This is a genomic window from Cellulophaga lytica DSM 7489, assembly GCF_000190595.1.
GTDB lineage: Bacteria > Bacteroidota > Bacteroidia > Flavobacteriales > Flavobacteriaceae > Cellulophaga > Cellulophaga lytica.
Genome location: NC_015167.1, coordinates 2,005,805 through 2,026,858, shown reverse-complemented (window position 1 = coordinate 2,026,858; position 21,054 = coordinate 2,005,805). Strand labels below are relative to the sequence as shown.

Here is a 21,054-nt window from a genome sequence, read left to right as displayed (position 1 = left end):
TAACACAAAAAACCACTCTAGAAATGAACACATATTCATTAGCTATTATCCTAGTAATATTTGCAAGTTTTTTTCAGGGCACTTTTGGCCTAGGAATGAAATATATAGCACCATTAAAGTGGGAAGCTTGGTGGCTAATTCAATCTTTTGTTGCAATGATAGCGGTACCTGTAATATGGGCTTTTATTGTAATTCCAGATCTGTGCGGTGTTATAGCTGCAACAGACTCTAACACATTTTGGACTGCTGCTCTGTATGGCTTTTTATGGGGAATTGGAGGTATCCTTTTTGGCGTAAGTGTAGAAAAAACAGGAATATCAATTACATACGGCATTGTAATGGGACTTGCTGCTTCAATGGGTTGTATTATTCCTCTATTTCAAATAGAAGGTGCTTTTTCTCAACCATCTTTTCCTATAATTTTGGTGGGTGTGCTATTACTTTTAGTGGGTGTAGCCATTACTGCTGTTGCTGGTGTAAAGAGAGACAAGCTTAAAAGTAGTAATAGCAATGCTACAAATAAATCTATAAAATTAGGTGTGTTAATTGCAGTTGCATCTGGTGTATTATCTGCTTTTTTAAACGTTGGTTTTTCTAATGCTGCTCCTGTAGCAAAAATAGCTGTAGATAATTATGATGTTAGCACACAAAATGCAAGTTTGGCTTCATGGGTTGTTGTTTTAATTGGCGCCTTTGCAATGAATGGCGGTTATGCCATTTTTAGATTGATAAAAAACAACACTTGGAGCTCTTTTAAAGTTAATAACAGCAAAAAAGCCTATATGTGGGCTGTAGTAACTGGCATATTCTGGTTTGCTGCACTTGGTGTATACGGACAAGGAGCAGCATTAATGGGAGATTTAGGACCAGTTATTGGATGGCCAATTTTATTAGGCTTAGCGCTTATAATAAGTAATTTTTGGGCATACAGAGCTGGCGAATGGAACAATGCTAACGGTCCGTTTAGAATATTAATGGGCGGACTAGCAATACTTATCACTGCAATATGCATTTTAGGGTACGCTAATTATTAAATACACAACAACAACCATAATTATAAAAATACAACCCTAATTGTTTTACAAGCTTTTAGGCACTAAAAAATCCACTTTGGTATGAAAATAAAAAACATAGAACCTTACGTAATTAGCCACGAGTTGGATACACCCTTTTATTTTTCGCAATGGCAATACAATACCAGAAAAATATGTCTTGTTAAAATTACTTTAGAAGACGGAACTTACGGCTGGGGAGAAGGCTATGGCCCTGCTGGTGTAATTAAAGCTGGTATAGAGTTTTTTAAACCTTTTATCGTAGGAAAAAAAGCAATTGAAAACGAAGTTCTGTGGCAAGAAATGTACAGAAGGTCTATGGACTATGCCAGAAGCGGAAGTTTACAGGCTGCTCTAAGTGCTATTGATGTTGCCTTGTGGGACATTAAAGGTAAATTATTAAATAAATCGGTATCTGTTTTATTAGGCGGTTTAAAAAATCCCACCATTCAACCTTATGCTACAGGCTTATATTTTACACGTGTAGACGATTTAGAAAAAGTGCTGATTTCTGAAGCTAAACTATACAAATCTCAAGGTTTTAAGGCAATAAAAATGAAAGTTGGCTTAAGCATAAAGGAAGACGTAAAATATGTTGCCGCTATACGTAAAGCTATTGGAGACGACATTAAATTAATGATTGATGCAAACCACGCATACAGTTACCAAGAAGCAATAGAGCTGTGCAGAAAAGTAGAAAAATATAACATTTCATGGTTTGAAGAACCTGTTTCACCTGAAGATTATGAAGGGTATAAAAAACTACGTGAAAACACATCAATTCCTATTGCGGGTGGCGAGTGCGAATACCTAAAATTTGGTTTTAAAAGATTGCTAGAAAATAACTGTGTAGATATTGCTCAACCAGATATTTGTGCGTCTGGAGGCTTAACCGAAGCAAAAAGAATTGCTGCACTAGCACAGGCTTTTAACAAAGACATTGTACCACATTCATGGGGTACTTGGATTGCTATTAGCGCGGCCGCACATTTTGTTGGCAACCTAGATAAAAATCCAGGTAGAATGTATAATGACTTACCAACTATGGAATTAGACAGGTCTGAAAATGCCCTAAGAGATATTGTCACTAAATGCGACCTTACTATTAATAACGGACTATTATGCGTTCCTAACACTCCTGGTTTAGGTGTAGATGTAAATATGGACGAATTGGAAAAATACCTTGATAAAGAAACACATTACAATGAAAAAAGAATTGAAATTCGGTAACAAAAAACTGTATATAAATGGCGAGTTAAGAGATGCTTCTAATGGAGCGTCTTTTGATGTAATATGTCCTGCTGATGAAAAAGCTGTTGCTAACCTAGCATGGGCCAGTAAAGAAGATACAGAATATGCTTTAAAAACTGCTGAAGAAGGTTTTAAACATTGGTCTAACTTACCCATAAAAGAACGTTTAAACTGGATAGATAAACTAAGGAGTAAAATACTAGAAAAAAGCGACTTACTGCGCAGTAGTATAATGCATGAAATGGGAAAAACTTGGGAAGGCAGCGAAGAAGACCTTACAAGCATTACAAATTCACTTGAATATTACTCTAAGGAAATTACAAAACGTCATGACATAGAAATAGAAGACAAAGAAGGCACACACCAGCATAAAATTGTTTCTCAACCTTTAGGTGTAACCGTTGCTTTTTTAGCTTATAACTTTCCTTTACTAAATTTAGGTTTTAAACTTGGCCCAGCATTAGCTGCGGGATGCAGTATTATTCTAAAACCATCAGAATTCTCTCCTTTATCAGCATATATTATAGGAGAAATTTGTCATGAAATAAACTTTCCTAAAGGTGTAGTAACTGTTATTTGTGGTAATGTTTCTAATGTGGGCATTCCGTTATGTGAAAGTAAAACACCTAGACTAATTACTATGATTGGCTCCACAGAAACTGCTCAAAAATTAATAGAGCAAAGCAGTAAAACATCTATAAAAAGGTACAGTATGGAGTGTGGCGGCAATGCTCCTTTTATTGTTTTTGATGATGCAGACTTAGAATTAGCCATAAATATTGGCGCTGCATTAAAGGTTGGTAACACAGGACAAATATGTGTTGCTCCAAATAGGTTTTACATACACTCTTCTGTTCTTAAAGAGTTTACAGAAGGTATGGTTGAAAAATTTAAAAATACAACTATTGGTTTTGGAAAAGAAAACAAACCAGAAATGGGACCACTAACCAACAAGCAATCTGTAGAAAAAGTACAACGCATACTAAAACAAGCAGTAGCAGAAGGCGGAAAAATAGAATTTGGAGGAAATGCGTTAGATCAACCTGGATATTATTTTGAACCTACTGTAATAAGCCTAAATAACCCTAAAGCTCCAATTTTACAAGAAGAAATTTTTGGGCCAGTAGCTACTATTGTTCCTTTTTCTACTAAAGAAGAAGTTATAGAATACGCAAACAATACAAATGCAGGTTTAGCCTCTTATGTGTTTTCTAAAAACGAAGAAACTCTTCAATATTTTTCTGATAAGCTAGAGTTTGGAGAAGTGCAATTAAACGGAGTAAAGTACGATATTTACTTGCCTCATGGTGGTGTAAAAAATAGCGGAATTGGTGTAGACTGCTCTACATATGCATTAGATGATTATTTAATTAAAAAGAGAGTTTCAAAAGCCCTAAACTAAATGGCACTACCAAATTACTTTATTAGCTGCGATTGGGGAACTTCTAACTTTAGATTACGAGTTGTAGAAACAACTACATTAACAATTTTAGCAGAACACAAAACAGATTGCGGCATAAAATTGCTTTATGAAAATTTTTTAAAACAAAGAGAAAAAGAACAAACTCAATTTTTTGCAGACTACTTAAAAGAACAGATATCTAGCTTGCCTAAAGAGCACCAAAAACATATAATTGTTGCTGCAGGTATGGCATCTGCAAATATTGGTTTGTTTGAGCTTAATTATGCAGACTTTCCACTTAACACCTGCGGAAATAATTTAATTTGGAAACATTTAGTCTTTAATAATAACATAGAAATACTTTTAATTTCTGGCGCAAAAACTAATTCTGGAATGATGCGTGGCGAAGAAATACAAGCAGTAGGGTTAGAACAAGAACTAAAACCGTATAAAAAAGGATTTCTATTATTACCTGGTACACACAGCAAACACCTAACTTATGATAACGGAATTTATACGGATCTAAAAAATTATATGACTGGTGAATTATTTGAGGTACTTTCTAAAAAAAGCATTTTAGTTAATTCGGTTAGCACTACCTCATCAACATTATTAGAAAAACCTTTTTTAGAAGGCGTTTCACTTGGACTGCAAGGACAATTAAGTGCAAGTTTATTTTCAATTAGAGCTAAAGATTTACTTCAAACCAAAACAAAAGAAGAAAACTACTTTTTTTTAAGCGGACTTTTAATTGGTGATGAAATTAGTTACTTGGAGCAGACTACAGAAAACATATTTTTAGTTGCTCCAGATCCGGTTTTTAGTCTATACAAGTTAGCGTTAAAACAAATAATTAATCCAAAACAATTAATTCTCTTAGATGATAAAATATTAGAGAATGCTCTGTTGTTAGGTCAAAAGAAAATTTTATTACAGTATGAAAACAACAAAGCCCTTTAACTGGGAACTACATAACAAAGCACCAATTGTAGGTATTGTAAGAGGCTTACCTTTAGAGACGGTTGTAGGTATCGCAAAAGCGTATGTTACAGCTGGTTTGTCTACTATAGAAATAACAATGAATACTGTTGGTGCAGCAGATATTATTGCAACAATACAATCTAATTTTCCTGATTTAAATGTTGGTGCTGGTACTGTTTGCACAATAGAAGATTACAATACAGCAGTTGCAGCTGGCTCTCAGTTTATAGTAACACCAATAATAAATGAAGAAGTAATAAAAAAAGCAGTAGCAGACAAAATTCCTATTTTCCCTGGTGCTTTTACTCCAACTGAAGTTTACAAAGCTTGGTCTTTGGGTGCTTCTGCCGTTAAAATATTTCCTGCTACGCAATTAGGCCCAACTTATATAAAAGACGTATTAGCGCCGCTTAATAATATTAAACTATTACCAACTGGTGGAGTATCAAAAGACAATATAAAATCTTTTTTTGCTGCTGGTGCTACTGGGGTTGGTATGGGTAGCTCTCTATTAGACAAAAAACTTATTAAAAATAACGACTTTAACGGCTTAGCAGATCATTTTAAAAGCATTAAAGAAGAAATTAAAGCCTACATATAATTATTAATTTACAAGGACAGATTATGGAAATGATAAAAAAAATTACGGCACTTTGTATACTAACATTACTATTTTGTAGCACTTCTTTTGCTCAGAAAACTATAACATTAGAAGATAGCAAGATAAAAGTAACAGTAGAAAACAAAACTGGTAATTTTACTGTAACTGAAAAAACATCTGGTCAAGTATGGAATCCAGATCCTTGGGAAAATGCTGCTGGTTTACTAACACTTGTAGATAGCAAAAAAACTAAGCAGACAGTAAACATATCTAACAGTAAAAATATAGAACTTACTAAAAAAGGTAAAAATACTGTTGTAATAAAATTTAGCAACCCTACTTTTAAAGACGGCTCTGTAGCTAAAGGTGTTACACTACAAACTAAATTAAGTTTAGACACCAAAACATCTAAATTAAGAGTAGAAATTATAAGCTACACATCTAGCAACCACAAACTACTAAGTCTAAGGTATCCATCTCGTTACTTCAGTTTAAAAACCGACCAAGATATAGGTGCAGCTGTAATACCACAAAAACAAGGTATTATTTGTCCTTCTTATATTTTTCCTATGAATGGTGGTCGTTTTTGCAAATGGGATGACACTACATACAACAACAAATCTATTGGCACATTAGAGCTTTTTAATAACGGTACTGGCTTATCTATGCCTTGGTGGGGAACGTACAATAAAAAATCTGCAGTAGTTGGCATTATTGATAAAGACGTAAGACCAAAACTATTTTTTAATATTAATAATAACGGTCAGTACTTATTTAATGCAGAAGGTAAAATGTCTACCTACCAAAGAGTACAGTTTTTAGATCCTGTATGGGACATATCAACACCCAACCAAACAATTGGAGGTATATCATATTCTTTTATCCCAAAAGGAGACTATGTAGATATGGCTAAAGAATACAGAAAAGAAGCTAAAAAACGTGGTCATTTTGTTTCTTTAAAAGATAAACTAGCAAGAAACCCAGATGTAGATAAACTACCGGGATCTATCTACTTTGGTATTTACGGTGGTTATCCACATTATGTAAATATGCCAGGAATGGCTTTTACTTTTAATGATTTAAAAGATATGATTACTACAATACACGACACCTTAAAAGTAGACAATGCTTTTATTCACGCTTGGGGAACTTTCTCTAACTACGTACCTAACAATTGGCCAATAAGCGAAGAACTTGGTGGCGTTAAAAAACTTAAAGAAGCTGTAGACTTAACTAATAAATATGGTTATTTATACTCATCATACCACTCCTACTCTGCTTTGTTAGAGAACGATCCAGATTTTTCAACCGAGTTTATGTGGAAAGATGCTAACGGCAAATTACAAGAAACCAATAGCAGGTGGGCACGTGTAGATAGTAAATATCAATTAGGGTTAGCAAAAAAACACATTACTGAAGAAATAAAAGCTTTAAACTTAAAAGCAGATATTACAGATATTACGTTTGCTGCATACAGAGAAAAAGGGAAAGAAGACCGTATTGCTCTTGCCAAATACATAGACTCTTTAAACCTTGTAAACGGCACAGAACACGGACAAGAAGCTTGGATTCCGTATTTTGATATGTTTGAAGGTTTGACATACCTTGGCAATCCTCCGCTTTCTACTATTTCTAAAAAAGCCCCACTTTTTAGTCTTGTATACCATGATGCTATTGCAGTTTTTGGAAAAATACAAGATCCTGACAATGAGGTTACTAATAATGGTGATTTTAGAATTAAATCATTACGTAGCATACTTTTTGGTAGAGGAACAACTATTTTCTTTGCTCCGTATGAGTTTAATGGCATGGCAGATATGATAAAAATGGCTAACAAATTAGTAAGCCCAATACATAAAGAAACATTTTATGCTGAATTGGAGAGTCACGAGTATTTAAGTAAGGATTTTAAAGTACAACGCACAAAATTTTCTAATGGAACAACTGTAATTGTTAATGTAGGTAACGTAGACCAAAAAATAGAAAACGGACAAACAATTCCTGGTTACGGTTATTATGTTACCAGAGAAAACGGAAAAATAAATAAAGGAAGTTTTAAAGTTAGCTTACTAGAAAACTAATTACTAAGGCATTTTTAAGCGTTTTTATGAGACACGGACTAACAATTGCGCTTCTATTTTTTATAGTTGCGCAAAGCGTAACAGCACAAAATGATTGGGAAAACGAGCACATTTTTGGAATCAACAAAATGGAAGCACGCGTTGCCAGTTACTCTTACAAAAACTCAACAGACGCATTAGAAGGCGACAGAAACAAAGCACGAGTAAAGTCTTTAAATGGCATTTGGAAATTTAAATACACTGCTAAATCTACAGATAGACCAACAGATTTTTATGCTGCCAATTTTAAAGGTGAAGACTTTGCAAACATTCCTGTACCATCTAATTGGGAGTTACAAGGTCACGGGCAACCTATATACACAAATATTACGTATCCTTTTACTCCCAATATACAAGACCCAAATTTAAAGTACGGATGGCGAGGTCCACAACCTCCAATTCCACCTAAAATATATAGAGATAACCCTGTAGGTAGCTATTATAGAGATTTTAAAATTCCTGAAGAATGGAAAAATCAATCTGTAATTCTTCATTTTGGCGGTATATCTTCTGCTTTTTATGTTTGGGTAAATGGCAAAAAAGTAGGTTACAGTCAAGACAGTCGTTTAGCTGCTGAGTTTGATATATCTGCTTATATAAATCCTAATACTACAAATAGAGTTGCAGTACAAGTGTTTAGGTGGAGTGACGGTAGTTATTTAGAAAATCAAGATATGTGGCGTTTAAGTGGTATTCACCGTGAGGTATTACTATTAGCACAACCCAAAATAGCAATTAACGACTTTTATATTAAAACTAAGTTTGATGCCAATATTGAGGATGCAAAATTGCAAATTAGACCCAAGGTTTGGATAAAAGAAAATAAAACCAATTTACAAAACTGGACTATAACAGCAATGTTATTTAATGCTGATAAAAAAGAAGTCTTAGACAAAGAAATTTCTGTGCCTGTTAGTACTGTTTTTAATGAAAGATGGCCCGCAAGAGATATCACAAAATTTGGCTTATTAGAGGCAAATATTAGAATGCCAAACAAATGGTCTGCAGAAAATCCGTATTTATACACCGTAGTTTTAAATGTAAAAGACCCTAACGGAAAGATAGTAGAATCTAGGAGTCAGAAAATAGGCTTTAGAAAAGTTGAGTTTAGTAAAAAAAATGAACTGTTAATTAACGGAAAAGTTGTAAAACTTATGGGTGTTAATAGGCACGACCACCACCCAACAAGAGGTAAAGCATTAACACGTGAAGATTTACGCAAAGATGTAGCGCTAATAAAACAATATAACTTTAATGCTGTACGTACATCTCACTACCCAAACGACCCATATTTTATAGAACTTTGTAACGAGTATGGTATTTATGTTATGAGTGAGGCTAATATAGAAACGCACCACCTAGGTAGTTACATACCACAAACACCGTCATGGACAGCACCTATTTTAAGTAGGGTTTACCGTATGGTAGAACGCGATAAAAACAACCCAAGTATTATATCTTGGTCTTTAGGAAACGAGTCTGGTACTGGCCCTGCTTTTGCAGCTGCCGCCGCTTGGATAAAAGATTATGACAGCTCTAGATTTATACATTATGAAGGCGCACAAGGAGCCCCAAACAACCCTGCCTATATAGAAAACGCAGGTTTTACCTCTAACAATTGGCCCAGTATGGCCAACCCAACAGACCCAGCGTATGTAGATGTTATAAGCAGAATGTATCCAGATCACGAGCAATTAATAAATTTAGCCAATAGTCCACATATTAACAGACCAATTGTAATGTGTGAGTATATGCACGCAATGGGAAACTCTATGGGTGGCTTAGGTGAGTTTTGGGATATTATAAGAGCTAAACCAAATTTAATTGGTGGTTTTATTTGGGATATGGTAGACCAAGGGTTAGAGAAAAAAGACCCAAATGGCAATATTTTTTATGCTTATGGTGGCGACTTTGGTGATGTGCCCAACGACCACAATTTCTGCATTAACGGTGTTTTTGCTTCAGACAGAACTCCAAACCCACACGCGTGGGAGGCAAAATATGTTTTTCAGCCAGTGGCTTTTGAAGCTGTAGATTTAGCAAACAAAAAAGTACGAATTATAAACAGGTTTACCACAACCAATTTAGATAAGTACACCATTAAATGGAGTGTTTTTGAAAACGGTAAAGAGTTAGAATCTGGAGAGCTTGATAGTCAAGATATAGCAGCTTCTTCATCTGCCATAGTTACAATCCCTTTTAAAAGCAATAATCTAAAAAGTAATTCAGATTATTGGCTACGTTTATCAGCACACGAAAAAACAGATCGTTTGTGGGCAAAAAAAGGTTATTTAATAGCAAAAGAGCAGCTTAATATAAAAACCAAAAAAGCTACATCAACTTACACATCAAGCTCTAATAACCATATTACTACTTTAGAAACCGATAAGACAATTACAGTCAAAGGCACAAAATTTTCTGTGTCAATATCTAAAGAAAACGGACAATTAGCATCTTACAAAACAGAGGGTAAGGAACAGGTTATTTCTCCTTTAAAGCCAAATTTTTACAGACCTCCTGTAGATAACGATATTAGAGGAGCAAGTAACAAAGTGCTTAAAAAAGGAAGACAGTTTTGGAAAAATATTATAGACAGTGTTAAAACAACTAAAGTTACAATTAGTAAAAAACACGAAAAATTTATTGAAATTACGTCTGAGCAATACATAAGTAAAAAACTTAGTTTTAAAACCTCATTTACAGTTTATAATGATGCTACTGTACTAATTTCTTTTAGCACCCAAGCTAGTAAATCTTTACCAGCTCCTATTAGAATTGGGCTAACAATGGGTGTTAGTAAGCAACTAAAAAACACTAGTTATTACGGTAATGGCCCGTATGAGAATTATAGTGATCGTAAACGTAATTCTGAAATTGGAGAATATCATACCAAAACAGATGCTATGTTCACCAATTATGTAATGCCGCAAGAAAACGGTAATAGAACAGAAACGCGTTGGCTAAAATTAACTAATAATAAAAAAAGTGGAATAGCCATAATAGCAATGTCAGAATTTAGTTTTTCTGTTTGGCCGTATTCATCAGAAAATATAGAACAAGCAAAACATCCTTATGAGCTTACTCCACAAAATTATTATACACTAAATATAGACTATGCACAAACTGGTTTAGGAGGCACACTATCGCACTTATTACCAAAATACACATTAAAATCTGGCGAGTATAATTTTCAATTTCTTATTCAGCCATTACAATAAACTTTAAACTTAAAATTATGGATTACAAATTTAGTCACATAGGCATACCCACCACAGAAAATAAAAACTGGGACGGATTTTACGAACCTGGAAAAATACACTATACAGAATTTAACAAGGATGAGTATAGTATAGAATGGGTAAAGTTTGATGCTGATAGTCCAATGCCAGAACTAATGCGTACTGTACCACACGTAGCTTATTTTGTAGATAATATGGAAGATGCTTTACAAGGCAAAGATATTTTAGTTGATACTTTTTCTCCTGCAGAAGGTGTACGGGTAGCTTTTATAAAACACAACGGTACTCCTGTAGAATTTATGGAAGTAAAAGAATAACATACTTGGTGTATACAAGTCAATTATTAACCTTAAACACTACAATAGGGTTAAAATAATACCATACCTAGGTAATTTGCATTAATCACGATAAGCAATTTTTCATTTAATTTGTTCCAAGTCACTCATTTTTAACAATGATACACAAAGAGATGAAAAGAAATTTAATTTTTATTCTACTACTAACAGTAGCAATTAACCTTAATGCACAAGAAAAACCAAATATCATTTTCTTGTTTTCTGATGATGCTGGTTACGCAGATTTTGGTTTTCAAGGCAGTAAAATAATGAAGACTCCTAACTTAGATAAACTAGCTAAATCTGGAGCAAAGTTTACACAAGGCTATGTAACCGACGCCACTTGCGGGCCGTCTAGAGCAGGCTTAATTACAGGAAAATACCAACAACGCTTTGGGTATGAAGAAATAAACGTGCCAGGTTATATGAGTGCAAACTCTAAATTTTTGGCAGATGATATGGGCTTACCCTTAGACCAATTAACCATTGCAGATCATTTAAAAAAACTAGGGTATAAAACTGCTATGTACGGCAAATGGCATTTGGGTGACGCAGACCGTTACCACCCTACCAAAAGAGGTTTTGATGAGTTTTACGGATTTAGAGGAGGTGCCCGTAATTACTTTGGTTACAATGATGTTTCTAAAGCAAACTTAGACAACAGAATGGAAAGAGGCTTTGGTAATTACCAAGAACCAACAGAATACGTAACAGATGCATTAGCCAAAGAAGCAGTTTCATTTATTGAAAAAAATAAAGGCAATCCATTTTTTATTTATTTAGCCTTTAATGCAGTACACACACCAATGCAAGCCACAAAAGAAGACCTAAATAAATTTCCTAATTTAACAGGAAAACGAAAAGAATTAGCCGCTATGACTTTAGCCTTAGATAGGGCTTGTGGCACTGTTTTAAACAAGTTAAAGGAACTTGGTTTAGACAAAAATACAATTGTTGTTTTCTCTAACGACAATGGCGGACCTACAGATAAAAATGCATCATTAAACCTACCACTAAGCGGCACAAAATCTAACCATTTAGAAGGCGGCATTAGAGTTCCCTTTTTAATAAGTTGGCCAAAACAAATAAAGTCTAAAACTGTATACAATTTTCCGGTAAGCACACTAGATTTACTCCCTACTTTTTATGCAGCAGGTGGTGGCAATGTTGCAGATTTAAAAGATATAGATGGTGTTGATTTACTTCCGTACATTAACGGACAAAACAACAGCAGACCACACAATACTTTATTCTGGAAAAAAGAAGTACGCTTAGCTTATAGAGAAGGTGACTATAAATTAATAAGATTTGCAGATAGACCTGCAGAGTTGTATAATTTATCTACAGACATTGCAGAGCAAAACAATATAGCATATAAACATCCAGAAATGGTAAAGTCTATGTTTAAAAAAATGTTTGAATGGGAATCTAGCCTTCAACGTCCATTATGGATGCTTAAAAGGTCTTTTGAAAATTATGACATAGACCGTATGGACCGTTACAGAACCCCAGAAATGGTTAAAAAAGAAATAGAACAATACGCCATCCCTTTAAAAGAAAGTAATGGATATAAAAAAATAGAAAACTAACTATAACTCAACTTAATATATGAAACACATTACAATTTTGGCATTTAGCGCACTTGTGCTTGCTTCGTGCGGCCAAAAAGAAAAAACTAATGATACCGTTATTACTGCTAATACAGAAAGTAAAGATTTGGCTTTAAATCTAGACCCCAATGCAGGCATTATTAACAATGCTAATAGTCCGCATGTTGCTTTTAAAAGTATAGATATGGGCGACTGTCAGTGGACAGAGGGTTTTTGGGCAGATAAGTTTAAAATTGCTGAAACAAAAATGGTTCCTTATATGCGTAGTTTATTAACCGGTGATACTGGCCACGCGCTTAACAACTTTAAAATTGCTGCCGGCTTAAAAGATGGTGAGCACAAAGGAATGCATTGGCATGATGGTGACTTTTATAAATTTATGGAAGCCACAATGTATGTTTATGCGCAAAACAAAGATGAAGCTTTACTAAAAGAAATAGATAGCTATATAGACATTATAGGAAAAGCGCAAGAAAAAGATGGCTACCTACAAACTCAAATACAGCTAAATGAAGATAGGTCTAGGTATGAAAACAGAAAGTTTCATGAAATGTACAATTCAGGACATTTATTAACAAGTGCATGTATTCATTACAGAATTACTGGTCAGACTAACTTCCTAGACATTGCCGTTAAACACGCAGATTTGTTATACTCTTTATTTATGACAGATGATGAACGCTACGGTCGTTTTGGATTTAACCAAACTCAAATTATGGGCTTGGTAGAACTGTACAGAACTACAAAAGACAAGCGTTATTTAGAATTGGCTGAAAAATTTATAAACAACAGGGGTGCCTACAAGGTTGCAGAAACACCAGAAACCAAAGGATATCCTATTGGGGATATGGTACAAGAACGTACTCCTTTACGTAAGTCTGATGAAGCAGTTGGCCACGCCGTTTTAGCATTGTACTACTACGCAGGCGCAGCAGATGTATACGCAGAAACAGGAGAGCAAGCCTTAATTGATGCTTTAGATAAATTATGGATGAATGTTGCGCTTAAAAAAATGTATGTAACTGGCGCTGTAGGCCAAACTCACTATGGAGCATCAACCAACAGAGATAAAATAGAAGAAGGTTTTATAGATGAATATATGATGCCTAATATGACTGCCTATAACGAAACTTGTGCAAATGTTTGCAACTCTATGTTTAGCTACCGTATGTTAGGCGTACACGGAGAATCTAAATATGCAGATATTATGGAAACCGTATTGTACAACAGTGCATTGTCTGGTATTAATTTAGAGGGAGACAGGTATTACTATGCCAACCCACTTAGAGTAATTCATGGCTCTAGAGACTATGATAAAATGAACACAGAGTTCCCTACAAGACAAGCTTATTTAGACTGTTTTTGTTGTCCTCCAAACCTGGTACGTACCATAGCAAAAGTATCGGGCTGGGCTTATAGCAAATCTAAAAATGGTATTGCCGTAAACCTTTATGGTGGCAACACACTAAAAACAACACTAACAGACGGTTCTAAAATAGAATTGAAGCAAGAGACCGCTTACCCTTGGAATGGAGATGTAAAAATAACAATGCAAGAATGTAAAAACACTCCTTTTGATATGCTTGTTAGAATTCCTGATTGGGCAGAAGGCACAAAAGTTTTTGTAAACGGAAAAGAGGCTGAAGTCTCTGTAAAAGCAGGTGAGTTCACTACTATTAATCGTGAGTGGAAAAAAGATGATGTTATACGCATTGCAATGCCATTAGACATAAACTTTGTTGAAGGCCATGAACGTATTGAAGAAGTGCGTAACCAAGTAGCTATAAAAAGAGGTCCGCTTGTATATTGTGTAGAGTCGGCAGATTTACCAAAAGATACTAGTATTTTAGATGTCTTTATTAAGGGTGATGCGTCTCAATTAAAATCAGAATATAGACCAGACTTTTTAGGTGGTGTATCTGCTATAACAGGTAATGTTTTATTACGTAAAGACGCTGCTAAAACAGATAAAATGTACCATAAAGTAAACAAGCCACAATGGGAAAAGTACAATACTACATTTGTACCATACTATGCATGGTCTAACAGAAATAATGAAAAAGAAAGCGAAATGACTGTATTTTTACCAGTTGTTTGGGAATAAGATTTAGTTTTTATTAGTAAAAAAAGGGGATAAGTTTTACAACTTATCCCCTTTTAATTTGTGTTAATTATGGTGTATTAAACTAACTTATAATCTTTAAGTGGTAATGTTCTATATCTATTACCTGTTGCTTTAAAAATTGCATTTACAATAGCTGGTGCAATAACTGGCACCCCTGGCTCACCAACACCTGTTGGTTTTTCGTTATTTTCTACAATTTCTATATGTATGTTTGGTGCTTGTGGCATACGTAACATTTGGTAATCACCAAAATTGGTTTGTTCAATAGCGCCATCTTTAGCAGTAATTTTACCATAAAAAGCCAAAGACATACCAAAAATAGCAGCACCTTCCATTTGTGCGGTAATTGTATTTTTATTTACAGCCAAACCACAATCTATAACAGAATGTATGTTGTGTACTTTTACTTTATTATTTATAACAGATACCTCAACCACAGACGCAACATAAGATAAAAAACTATAATGTACTGCAAGCCCCATTGCATGTCCTTCTGGTAATTTTTTACCCCAATCTGCATTTTTAGCAGCCTGCTTTAGCACGTGTTTTAAACGAGCAGTATCATACTTATATTCATTTTTAGTATCTTCAATGCGGTCACTACCAATAAGATTTAATCTAAACTCAAGCGGGTCTACTCCTGCTTCATTAGCTAACTCATCAGCAAAAACATTAATAGCAAAACCGTGTGGTATGTTTATAACAGAACGCATCCAACCAATTCTAACATGCGCTGGTGCTCCTCCTGTTTCTACCTGCATATTAGGAATCTCAAAAGGTACGTTTGTAGCACTAGCAGCTTCAAAAGGAGCAGGATCTACAGTTCCCGGAGCAAAAGTAGACGCTATAGAAGGCAACGCAAAACGATGCAACCAACCAGTTACTTTTCCGTCTTTATCCAAACTACCTTTCATATATTGTGCAGCTATAGTATGGTAATAACTATGTTGTATATCATCTTCACGTGACCATACAACTTGTACAGGAGCGTTAATTGCTTTTGAAACGGCTGCTGCTTCAACCACATAATCTGGCTTGGATTTTCTACCAAACCCACCTCCTAAAAACGTAACATTAACAGTTACATTTTTTTCATCTGTTTCTAAAAAAGCACTAACTTCTGTTCTTGTACGCTGTGGTTCTTGTGTTGGAGCCCAAACTTCGCACGTATTCTCTTGTACCCAAACAACAGCATTAGGCACCTCCATAGGTGTATGCACTAAATGTGGTAATTGGTATGTACTTTCTATAGTTTTTGTTGCAGATTTAAATGCAGAATCTACATTACCTACCGTTTTAGCAACCTTTCCTTTTTTCTGCACATTGGCTGTTATCTGCTTCATATACTCTTCAGTATCATAATTAGCATTTGCACCAAAATCCCACTCTACTTTTAAAGCCTCTTTACCTTTAAAAGCAGCCCAAGTATTTGTAGCAACAACAGCTACACCTCCTAATGGACCAAAAGGTTTTTCTACCCTAGGAATTTCCACAACATCTAAAACACCTGCAATTTTTAAGGCTTCAGTTTTATCAAAAGATTTTACTGTACCAAAAGTAACTGAGCAACGTTTTATAGCTGCAAATTTCATATTATCTAAACGCTTATCTAAACCAAAAACTGCACTTCCGTTAGATAAGTTTTCTACATCTTTACTTGGTAAATATTTACCAATAAATTTAAAATCTTTAGGATCTTTTAAAACAACATCTTTAGGAACCTCTATAGTTTTAGCAATCTCTACAAGTTCTCCAAATCCTATTTTTTTTCCACTATTACTTATAACAAAATGGTTTTCTGCTTTTAGTTCTGATGTAGGAACCTCCCATTTTTTAGCTGCTGCTGCAATTAAAACTGCCTTTGTAGCGGCTCCAATTTTACGCATTTCTTCATACAAAAGACGTACACTTTTAGAGCCATCTGTATTTTGATCACCGTACTTAACATCACCTACAGCCTGCTTTATACTTACTCTATCCCAATCTGCCTCCATTTCATCTGCAATAACAGACGTTAAAGAAGTACGCACACCTTGACCCATTTCTGATCTAGACGCTACTAAAATTAGATTTCCATCAGAATTAAGCTGAACAAATAAATTAGGATTAAACTCTATTACTTCTTTAGGTTCACAGCCAATAAAAAGTGTTGTTCCAGAGGCAATTATTAATCCGCCTGAAGCCAAACCTAATCCTTTTAAAAAACTTCTACGACTTACATTTTTTACATCTTTCATACTAGCCTTTGTTTTTTAATTCAACAGAATGGTTTATAGCCTTTTTTATACGCGGATATGTACCACAGCGGCAAATATTACGCACCATAGCATTATTTATATCTTCATCAGAAGGGTTGCTATTACCGTTTAACAATGCAGTTGCTGTTATTAATTGTCCAGATTGACAAAAACCACATTGCGGAACATTATGCTCTGCCCAAGATTTTTGTAATAACTGAAGATTTTCTGTCTGTCCCTCAACTGTAATTAATTCATTTTCACCCACAGCAGAAACAGGAAGCTGACAAGAGTTTACCGCATTACCATCCATTAAAACCATACAAGCACCGCAAAAACCTTTTCCGCATCCAAATTTAGTTCCTGTAAAACCTATAATATCTCTTATTGCCCATAACAAAGGCATTTCTGGATCTACATCTATCGTATGTATTTCTCCGTTAATTTTTAGTTTGGTCATAAATCCTATATTTAGTTTTGTAAAGATGTCTATGTTTTAAATTTAAGCAAAAATAAGCACAACAAACCGCTATAATTAACCTATTAACACTTTATTTTACCAACATAAGTAAAATTAAACATATCCTAAAAACACTTTTAAGGTACCCAAAAAGCAATGGTTACTCATTAAAATAATACAAGTATAAACAAATAGGGTAAAATAGTGCAACGCAAGGATAAACTAAAAGAACATTTAATTGCTTGTTTTAGGTTATTTTGATAGCACTTAATATTAACTTTTGAAATACTAAATGAGATACGCGCAATTAATATTACTACTTTTATTTATAAGTAGTTGCCAATCACAAAAAGAGACAAAAAAAGAAATCAAAAAAAAGCCAAATATTTTATTTATTGCTGTAGATGATTTACGCCCAGAACTTGGCACTTATGGTTCTGAAATTGCCATTACTCCTAACATAGACGCTTTAGCTAGTAATGGCTTACAATTTAATAATGCCTATTGCCAAGAAGCAATATGCAGCCCTTCTAGAGCTAGTTTAATGACAGGAGCCAGACCAGAAAGCATAAGCGTAGTAGAAAACTTCACCTATTTTAGAGATGCTAACCCAGATATTGTAACACTACCTCAGCAATTATGGGCAAACGGATATGAAACCGTACACACAGGCAAAATTTACCACGGAAAATACAATGACCCTAAATTATCATGGAGTAGAAAACCTGTGCCACATAGCCAAATGAGCGCTAGTAAAAAGCCAAAATTTGGCTTTAAACTACCAGAAAACATAAAATTGCATAAAGAAAATAGCGCTGCTATGGTAGCCAAGTACGGAGAAAATGCATTACGTAATGGACTAGGTAAAGGTCCGGCTTATGAGTTTGCAGATTATCCTGATAATGAATATGAAGATGGTTATAATACAGACCTTGCAATAGCAACTTTAAAAGATATGCTAAACAAAAACCCTAACAAACCATTTTTTTTGGGATTAGGAATGAAAAAACCACATTTAGACTGGCAAGCTCCAAAAAAATATTGGGATATGTATAATGAAGATGATATAAAATTGGCTCAACAAAAGCAAGGTCCAAAAGACGGGGCTGCTATGGGGTTACACGCTTCGTTTGAGTTAAGAGCTAGAGCAGACATTCCTAAAAAAGGAGATATTACAGATGAACAAGCAATTAAATTAAAACACGCATATTTAGCCTGTGTAAGTTATATAGATGCACAAATAGGACGTATGTTAAAAGCCCTAGAAGAATCTGGACAAAGAGACAACACCATAGTTATATTATGGAGTGACCACGGTTGGCACCTTGGTGATATGGGCATTTGGGGCAAAGCAACAAACTATGAAATTGCAACAAGAGTGCCTTTAATAATTAACACTCCCAATATGCCAAAAGAAATAAAAGGCAAAAAAACAGATGCCTTAGTAGAGCTTGTAGATATGTACCCTACTCTTTGTGATTTAGTAGATGTAGCAGTGCCTAACACAGTAGAAGGACAAAGTTTTAAACCATTATTAAGCAACCCAAATTTAGATTGGAAAAAAGCTGTTTTTAGTCAGTTTCCTACACCAGCGTTAAGAGAATGGGCTGCTAACCCATTATCTAAAGGAATGAAAGAAACATCATTTGGCCCTTTAATTGAAGAAGTTGAAGAAAAGATAAAAAAACAACAAGGAGATAAATGGAATAGAGATTTGTTTGAGAACAAATTAATGGGCTACTCTATGCGCACAAAAGAATATAGATTTATTGTTTGGAAAGATTATAAAACCAAAAACGCAAAACCTATTTTTATTGAACTGTACAACCATTTAAACGACCCTAACGAAACTATAAATATAGCTAAAGAAAATCCAGAGATTGTAAAAAAGCTACTTGTTCAATTTAACAAAGGTTGGAAAGGCAATTTAGCACAACTTAACTAAGTATTAAGAGTATGATTTTTAATAAAAACTCAAAGACACTTGTATTAGCAGTTTTACTAACTGCATTAAGCTGCAACAACAAACCTAAAAAAGTTGCCCAAGCAGCAACAGAAGTTAAAACAGAAACAAAACAACCTAATATTTTATTGGTTCTTTGTGATGATTTAGGGTATTCTGATGTTGGTTTTAATGGCAGTACAGATATTAAAACACCAGAATTAGACAAACTAGCAAATGCAGGAACCATATTTACATCGGCTTACGTAGCACATCCTTTTTGTGGACCAAGTAGGGCTGCACTATTAACTGGTAAATATCCGCATACTATAGGCTCACAGTTTAATTTACCTGCTAACGGAGAATCTTTAGGCAAAGGAATTGATACCAACGAGCAATTTATAGCTAAAACATTACAAGAGTCTGGCTATTACACAGGAGCTATTGGAAAATGGCATTTAGGCGCCACAGAAGAGTTTCATCCCAATCAACGTGGTTTTACAGATTTTTATGGCTTTTTAGGTGGAGGGCACAATTATTTTCCAGAACAATACCAAGCACAGTACCAAAAGCAAAAAAAAGCTAAGAAAAAAATAATTAGAGATTACATACTTCCGCTAGAACATAATGGTAAAGAAGTTAAAGAAACAGAATATTTAACCGATGCTTTTTCTAGAGAAGCATCTCGTTTTGTAAAAGAAGCGTCAAATAAAAAGAAACCGTTTTTTTTATACTTGGCATACAATGCACCGCACGTACCACTTGAAGCAAAAGAAGAAGATTTGGAAAAATTTTCAGTCATCAAAGATAAAGATAGAAGAACTTATGCTGCTATGGTTTATGCTGTAGACCGAGGGATTAAACAAATAGTAAACACTTTAAAAGAAACAAATCAATTAGAAAATACACTAATTATCTTTTTAAGTGATAATGGAGGCAATACAGATCATGGCGCTACAAACAATCCTTTACACGGAAGAAAAGGAGATACTTGGGAAGGTGGTTACCGCGTTCCTATGTTTATGTATTGCCCAAAAAATATTGCAAAAGGGCATACAAACAACTTCCCTATTACAAGCTTAGACCTTTACCCTACACTAGCTCATATAGGAAAAGCAAAGCTTCCTGACAACAAAGTTTTACACGGAAAAAATGTTTGGGAATCTATACTAAACAACAAAAACATACACAAAAAAGAAACGTTGTTTGCTATGCGACACAGAGAAGGCTATACAGATGTAGCTGCAAGAAAAGACGAATGGAAAGCATTAAAAGTTAGTAAGCAACCTTGGAAACTATTTAAAATTACGGAAGATATAGGCGAAAAAAAAGATTTAAGTGCTACACACCCAGACATATTAAAAGGGCTTGTAAACGATGCAGAACAATGGAGTAAAACACACACAGAACCACTGTGGTTTGACCCAACCTATTTGCAAGAAATGTGGAAAGACAGCACAATGGCTACTTTTAATAATACCTTTGCATTACCTAAATAAATACAAACATATATTTTAATACAAACTCCTTATACTACTAAGGAGTTTTTTTACGCCTACTGTTAGGTGCTGTAAAAGAAACAATTAACGCTCTAAAAATTAATTATAGCGGTTACCTACCCCAAAAAACTCCTCTTTACCCTAAAATAGCCCCTTTTTAATTAAAAAGGTTAAAATAATGTTATCGAAAGGTAAAATTG

At 34.5% G+C, this 21,054-nt stretch carries 14 protein-coding genes; 12 read left to right on the top strand and 2 right to left on the bottom strand.

The annotated features are described in order from the left end of the window. Nucleotides 1–23: 23 nt before the first annotated feature. The 10 genes from CELLY_RS09070 to CELLY_RS09025 all read left to right on the top strand — a co-directional run bounded on the left by CELLY_RS09070 (nt 24) and on the right by CELLY_RS09025 (nt 14,695). Nucleotides 24–1,034 carry an L-rhamnose/proton symporter RhaT gene (locus tag CELLY_RS09070; RefSeq protein WP_013621376.1) on the top strand — a complete coding sequence of 337 codons (1,011 nt, stop codon included), beginning with the start codon at nt 24–26 and terminating at the stop codon, nt 1,032–1,034. Nucleotides 1,035–1,115: 81 nt separating this feature from the next. Continuing rightward, nucleotides 1,116–2,282: a mandelate racemase/muconate lactonizing enzyme family protein gene (locus CELLY_RS09065; protein WP_013621375.1), complete on the top strand. Its 1,167-nt coding sequence runs from the start codon at nt 1,116–1,118 to the stop codon at nt 2,280–2,282. Next, nucleotides 2,257–3,705 carry an aldehyde dehydrogenase family protein gene (locus CELLY_RS09060; protein ID WP_013621374.1) on the top strand — a complete coding sequence of 483 codons (1,449 nt, stop codon included), beginning with the start codon at nt 2,257–2,259 and terminating at the stop codon, nt 3,703–3,705. The genes CELLY_RS09065 and CELLY_RS09060 overlap by 26 nt, the downstream gene beginning before the upstream one ends. Beyond that, on the top strand, nt 3,706–4,665 hold the full coding sequence (locus CELLY_RS09055; RefSeq protein WP_013621373.1) for a 2-dehydro-3-deoxygalactonokinase: 960 nt from the start codon (nt 3,706–3,708) through the stop codon (nt 4,663–4,665). Next, nucleotides 4,643–5,287 carry a bifunctional 4-hydroxy-2-oxoglutarate aldolase/2-dehydro-3-deoxy-phosphogluconate aldolase gene (locus CELLY_RS09050; RefSeq protein ID WP_013621372.1) on the top strand — a complete coding sequence of 215 codons (645 nt, stop codon included), beginning with the start codon at nt 4,643–4,645 and terminating at the stop codon, nt 5,285–5,287. Before CELLY_RS09055 ends, CELLY_RS09050 begins: the two co-directional genes overlap by 23 nt. 23 nt (nt 5,288–5,310) lie before the next feature. Next, a complete protein-coding gene (locus CELLY_RS09045) occupies nt 5,311–7,368 on the top strand; it encodes a DUF5696 domain-containing protein (RefSeq protein ID WP_013621371.1) in 2,058 nt (685 codons plus the stop codon). 26 nt (nt 7,369–7,394) lie between these two features. Then, a complete protein-coding gene (locus tag CELLY_RS09040; RefSeq protein WP_013621370.1) occupies nt 7,395–10,625 on the top strand; it encodes a glycoside hydrolase family 2 TIM barrel-domain containing protein in 3,231 nt (1,076 codons plus the stop codon). Between the two features lie 17 nt (nt 10,626–10,642). Then, on the top strand, nt 10,643–10,963 hold the full coding sequence (locus CELLY_RS09035) for a VOC family protein (RefSeq protein ID WP_013621369.1): 321 nt from the start codon (nt 10,643–10,645) through the stop codon (nt 10,961–10,963). Between the two features lie 152 nt (nt 10,964–11,115). Further along, nucleotides 11,116–12,570: a sulfatase gene (locus tag CELLY_RS09030; protein ID WP_013621368.1), complete on the top strand. Its 1,455-nt coding sequence runs from the start codon at nt 11,116–11,118 to the stop codon at nt 12,568–12,570. A gap of 19 nt (nt 12,571–12,589) precedes the next feature. After that, the gene (locus CELLY_RS09025; protein WP_013621367.1) at nt 12,590–14,695 is read left to right on the top strand and encodes a glycoside hydrolase family 127 protein; all 2,106 of its coding nucleotides are present in this window, start codon (nt 12,590–12,592) and stop codon (nt 14,693–14,695) included. Between the two features lie 77 nt (nt 14,696–14,772). On the opposite strand, the gene CELLY_RS09020 is transcribed toward CELLY_RS09025, so the two are convergent. Together CELLY_RS09020 and CELLY_RS09015 are read right to left on the bottom strand one after the other, a co-directional pair. Then, nucleotides 14,773–16,953 (bottom strand): xanthine dehydrogenase family protein molybdopterin-binding subunit, encoded by a 2,181-nt coding sequence (locus CELLY_RS09020; protein ID WP_013621366.1) that lies wholly within the window; start codon nt 16,951–16,953, stop codon nt 14,773–14,775. Between the two features lies 1 nt (nt 16,954). Further along, on the bottom strand, nt 16,955–17,413 hold the full coding sequence (locus tag CELLY_RS09015; protein WP_013621365.1) for a (2Fe-2S)-binding protein: 459 nt from the start codon (nt 17,411–17,413) through the stop codon (nt 16,955–16,957). A 292-nt stretch (nt 17,414–17,705) separates the two neighbouring features. Between CELLY_RS09015 and CELLY_RS09010 the strand changes: the two genes are divergently transcribed. Continuing rightward, nucleotides 17,706–19,358, top strand: a complete 1,653-nt coding sequence (locus tag CELLY_RS09010) for a sulfatase (RefSeq protein WP_013621364.1) — start codon at nt 17,706–17,708, stop codon at nt 19,356–19,358. 11 nt (nt 19,359–19,369) lie between these two features. Continuing rightward, complete coding sequence (locus tag CELLY_RS09005) at nt 19,370–20,854, top strand: sulfatase family protein (protein ID WP_013621363.1); 1,485 nt, start codon at nt 19,370–19,372, stop codon at nt 20,852–20,854. Nucleotides 20,855–21,054 lie beyond the last annotated feature (200 nt).

What these genes read in the sequence shown, in the direction of transcription:
- CELLY_RS09055 (WP_013621373.1), top strand. Translation starts at nt 3,706, where the DNA reads ATGGCACTACCAAATTACTTTATTAGCTGCGATTGGGGAACTTCTAAC.
- CELLY_RS09020 (WP_013621366.1), bottom strand. Translation starts at nt 16,953, where the DNA reads ATGAAAGATGTAAAAAATGTAAGTCGTAGAAGTTTTTTAAAAGGATTA.
- CELLY_RS09060 (WP_013621374.1), top strand. Translation starts at nt 2,257, where the DNA reads ATGAAAAAAGAATTGAAATTCGGTAACAAAAAACTGTATATAAATGGC.
- CELLY_RS09050 (WP_013621372.1), top strand. Translation starts at nt 4,643, where the DNA reads ATGAAAACAACAAAGCCCTTTAACTGGGAACTACATAACAAAGCACCA.
- CELLY_RS09065 (WP_013621375.1), top strand. Translation starts at nt 1,116, where the DNA reads ATGAAAATAAAAAACATAGAACCTTACGTAATTAGCCACGAGTTGGAT.
- CELLY_RS09045 (WP_013621371.1), top strand. Translation starts at nt 5,311, where the DNA reads ATGGAAATGATAAAAAAAATTACGGCACTTTGTATACTAACATTACTA.
- CELLY_RS09035 (WP_013621369.1), top strand. Translation starts at nt 10,643, where the DNA reads ATGGATTACAAATTTAGTCACATAGGCATACCCACCACAGAAAATAAA.
- CELLY_RS09070 (WP_013621376.1), top strand. Translation starts at nt 24, where the DNA reads ATGAACACATATTCATTAGCTATTATCCTAGTAATATTTGCAAGTTTT.
- CELLY_RS09025 (WP_013621367.1), top strand. Translation starts at nt 12,590, where the DNA reads ATGAAACACATTACAATTTTGGCATTTAGCGCACTTGTGCTTGCTTCG.
- CELLY_RS09005 (WP_013621363.1), top strand. Translation starts at nt 19,370, where the DNA reads ATGATTTTTAATAAAAACTCAAAGACACTTGTATTAGCAGTTTTACTA.
- CELLY_RS09010 (WP_013621364.1), top strand. Translation starts at nt 17,706, where the DNA reads ATGAGATACGCGCAATTAATATTACTACTTTTATTTATAAGTAGTTGC.
- CELLY_RS09015 (WP_013621365.1), bottom strand. Translation starts at nt 17,413, where the DNA reads ATGACCAAACTAAAAATTAACGGAGAAATACATACGATAGATGTAGAT.
- CELLY_RS09040 (WP_013621370.1), top strand. Translation starts at nt 7,395, where the DNA reads ATGAGACACGGACTAACAATTGCGCTTCTATTTTTTATAGTTGCGCAA.
- CELLY_RS09030 (WP_013621368.1), top strand. Translation starts at nt 11,116, where the DNA reads ATGAAAAGAAATTTAATTTTTATTCTACTACTAACAGTAGCAATTAAC.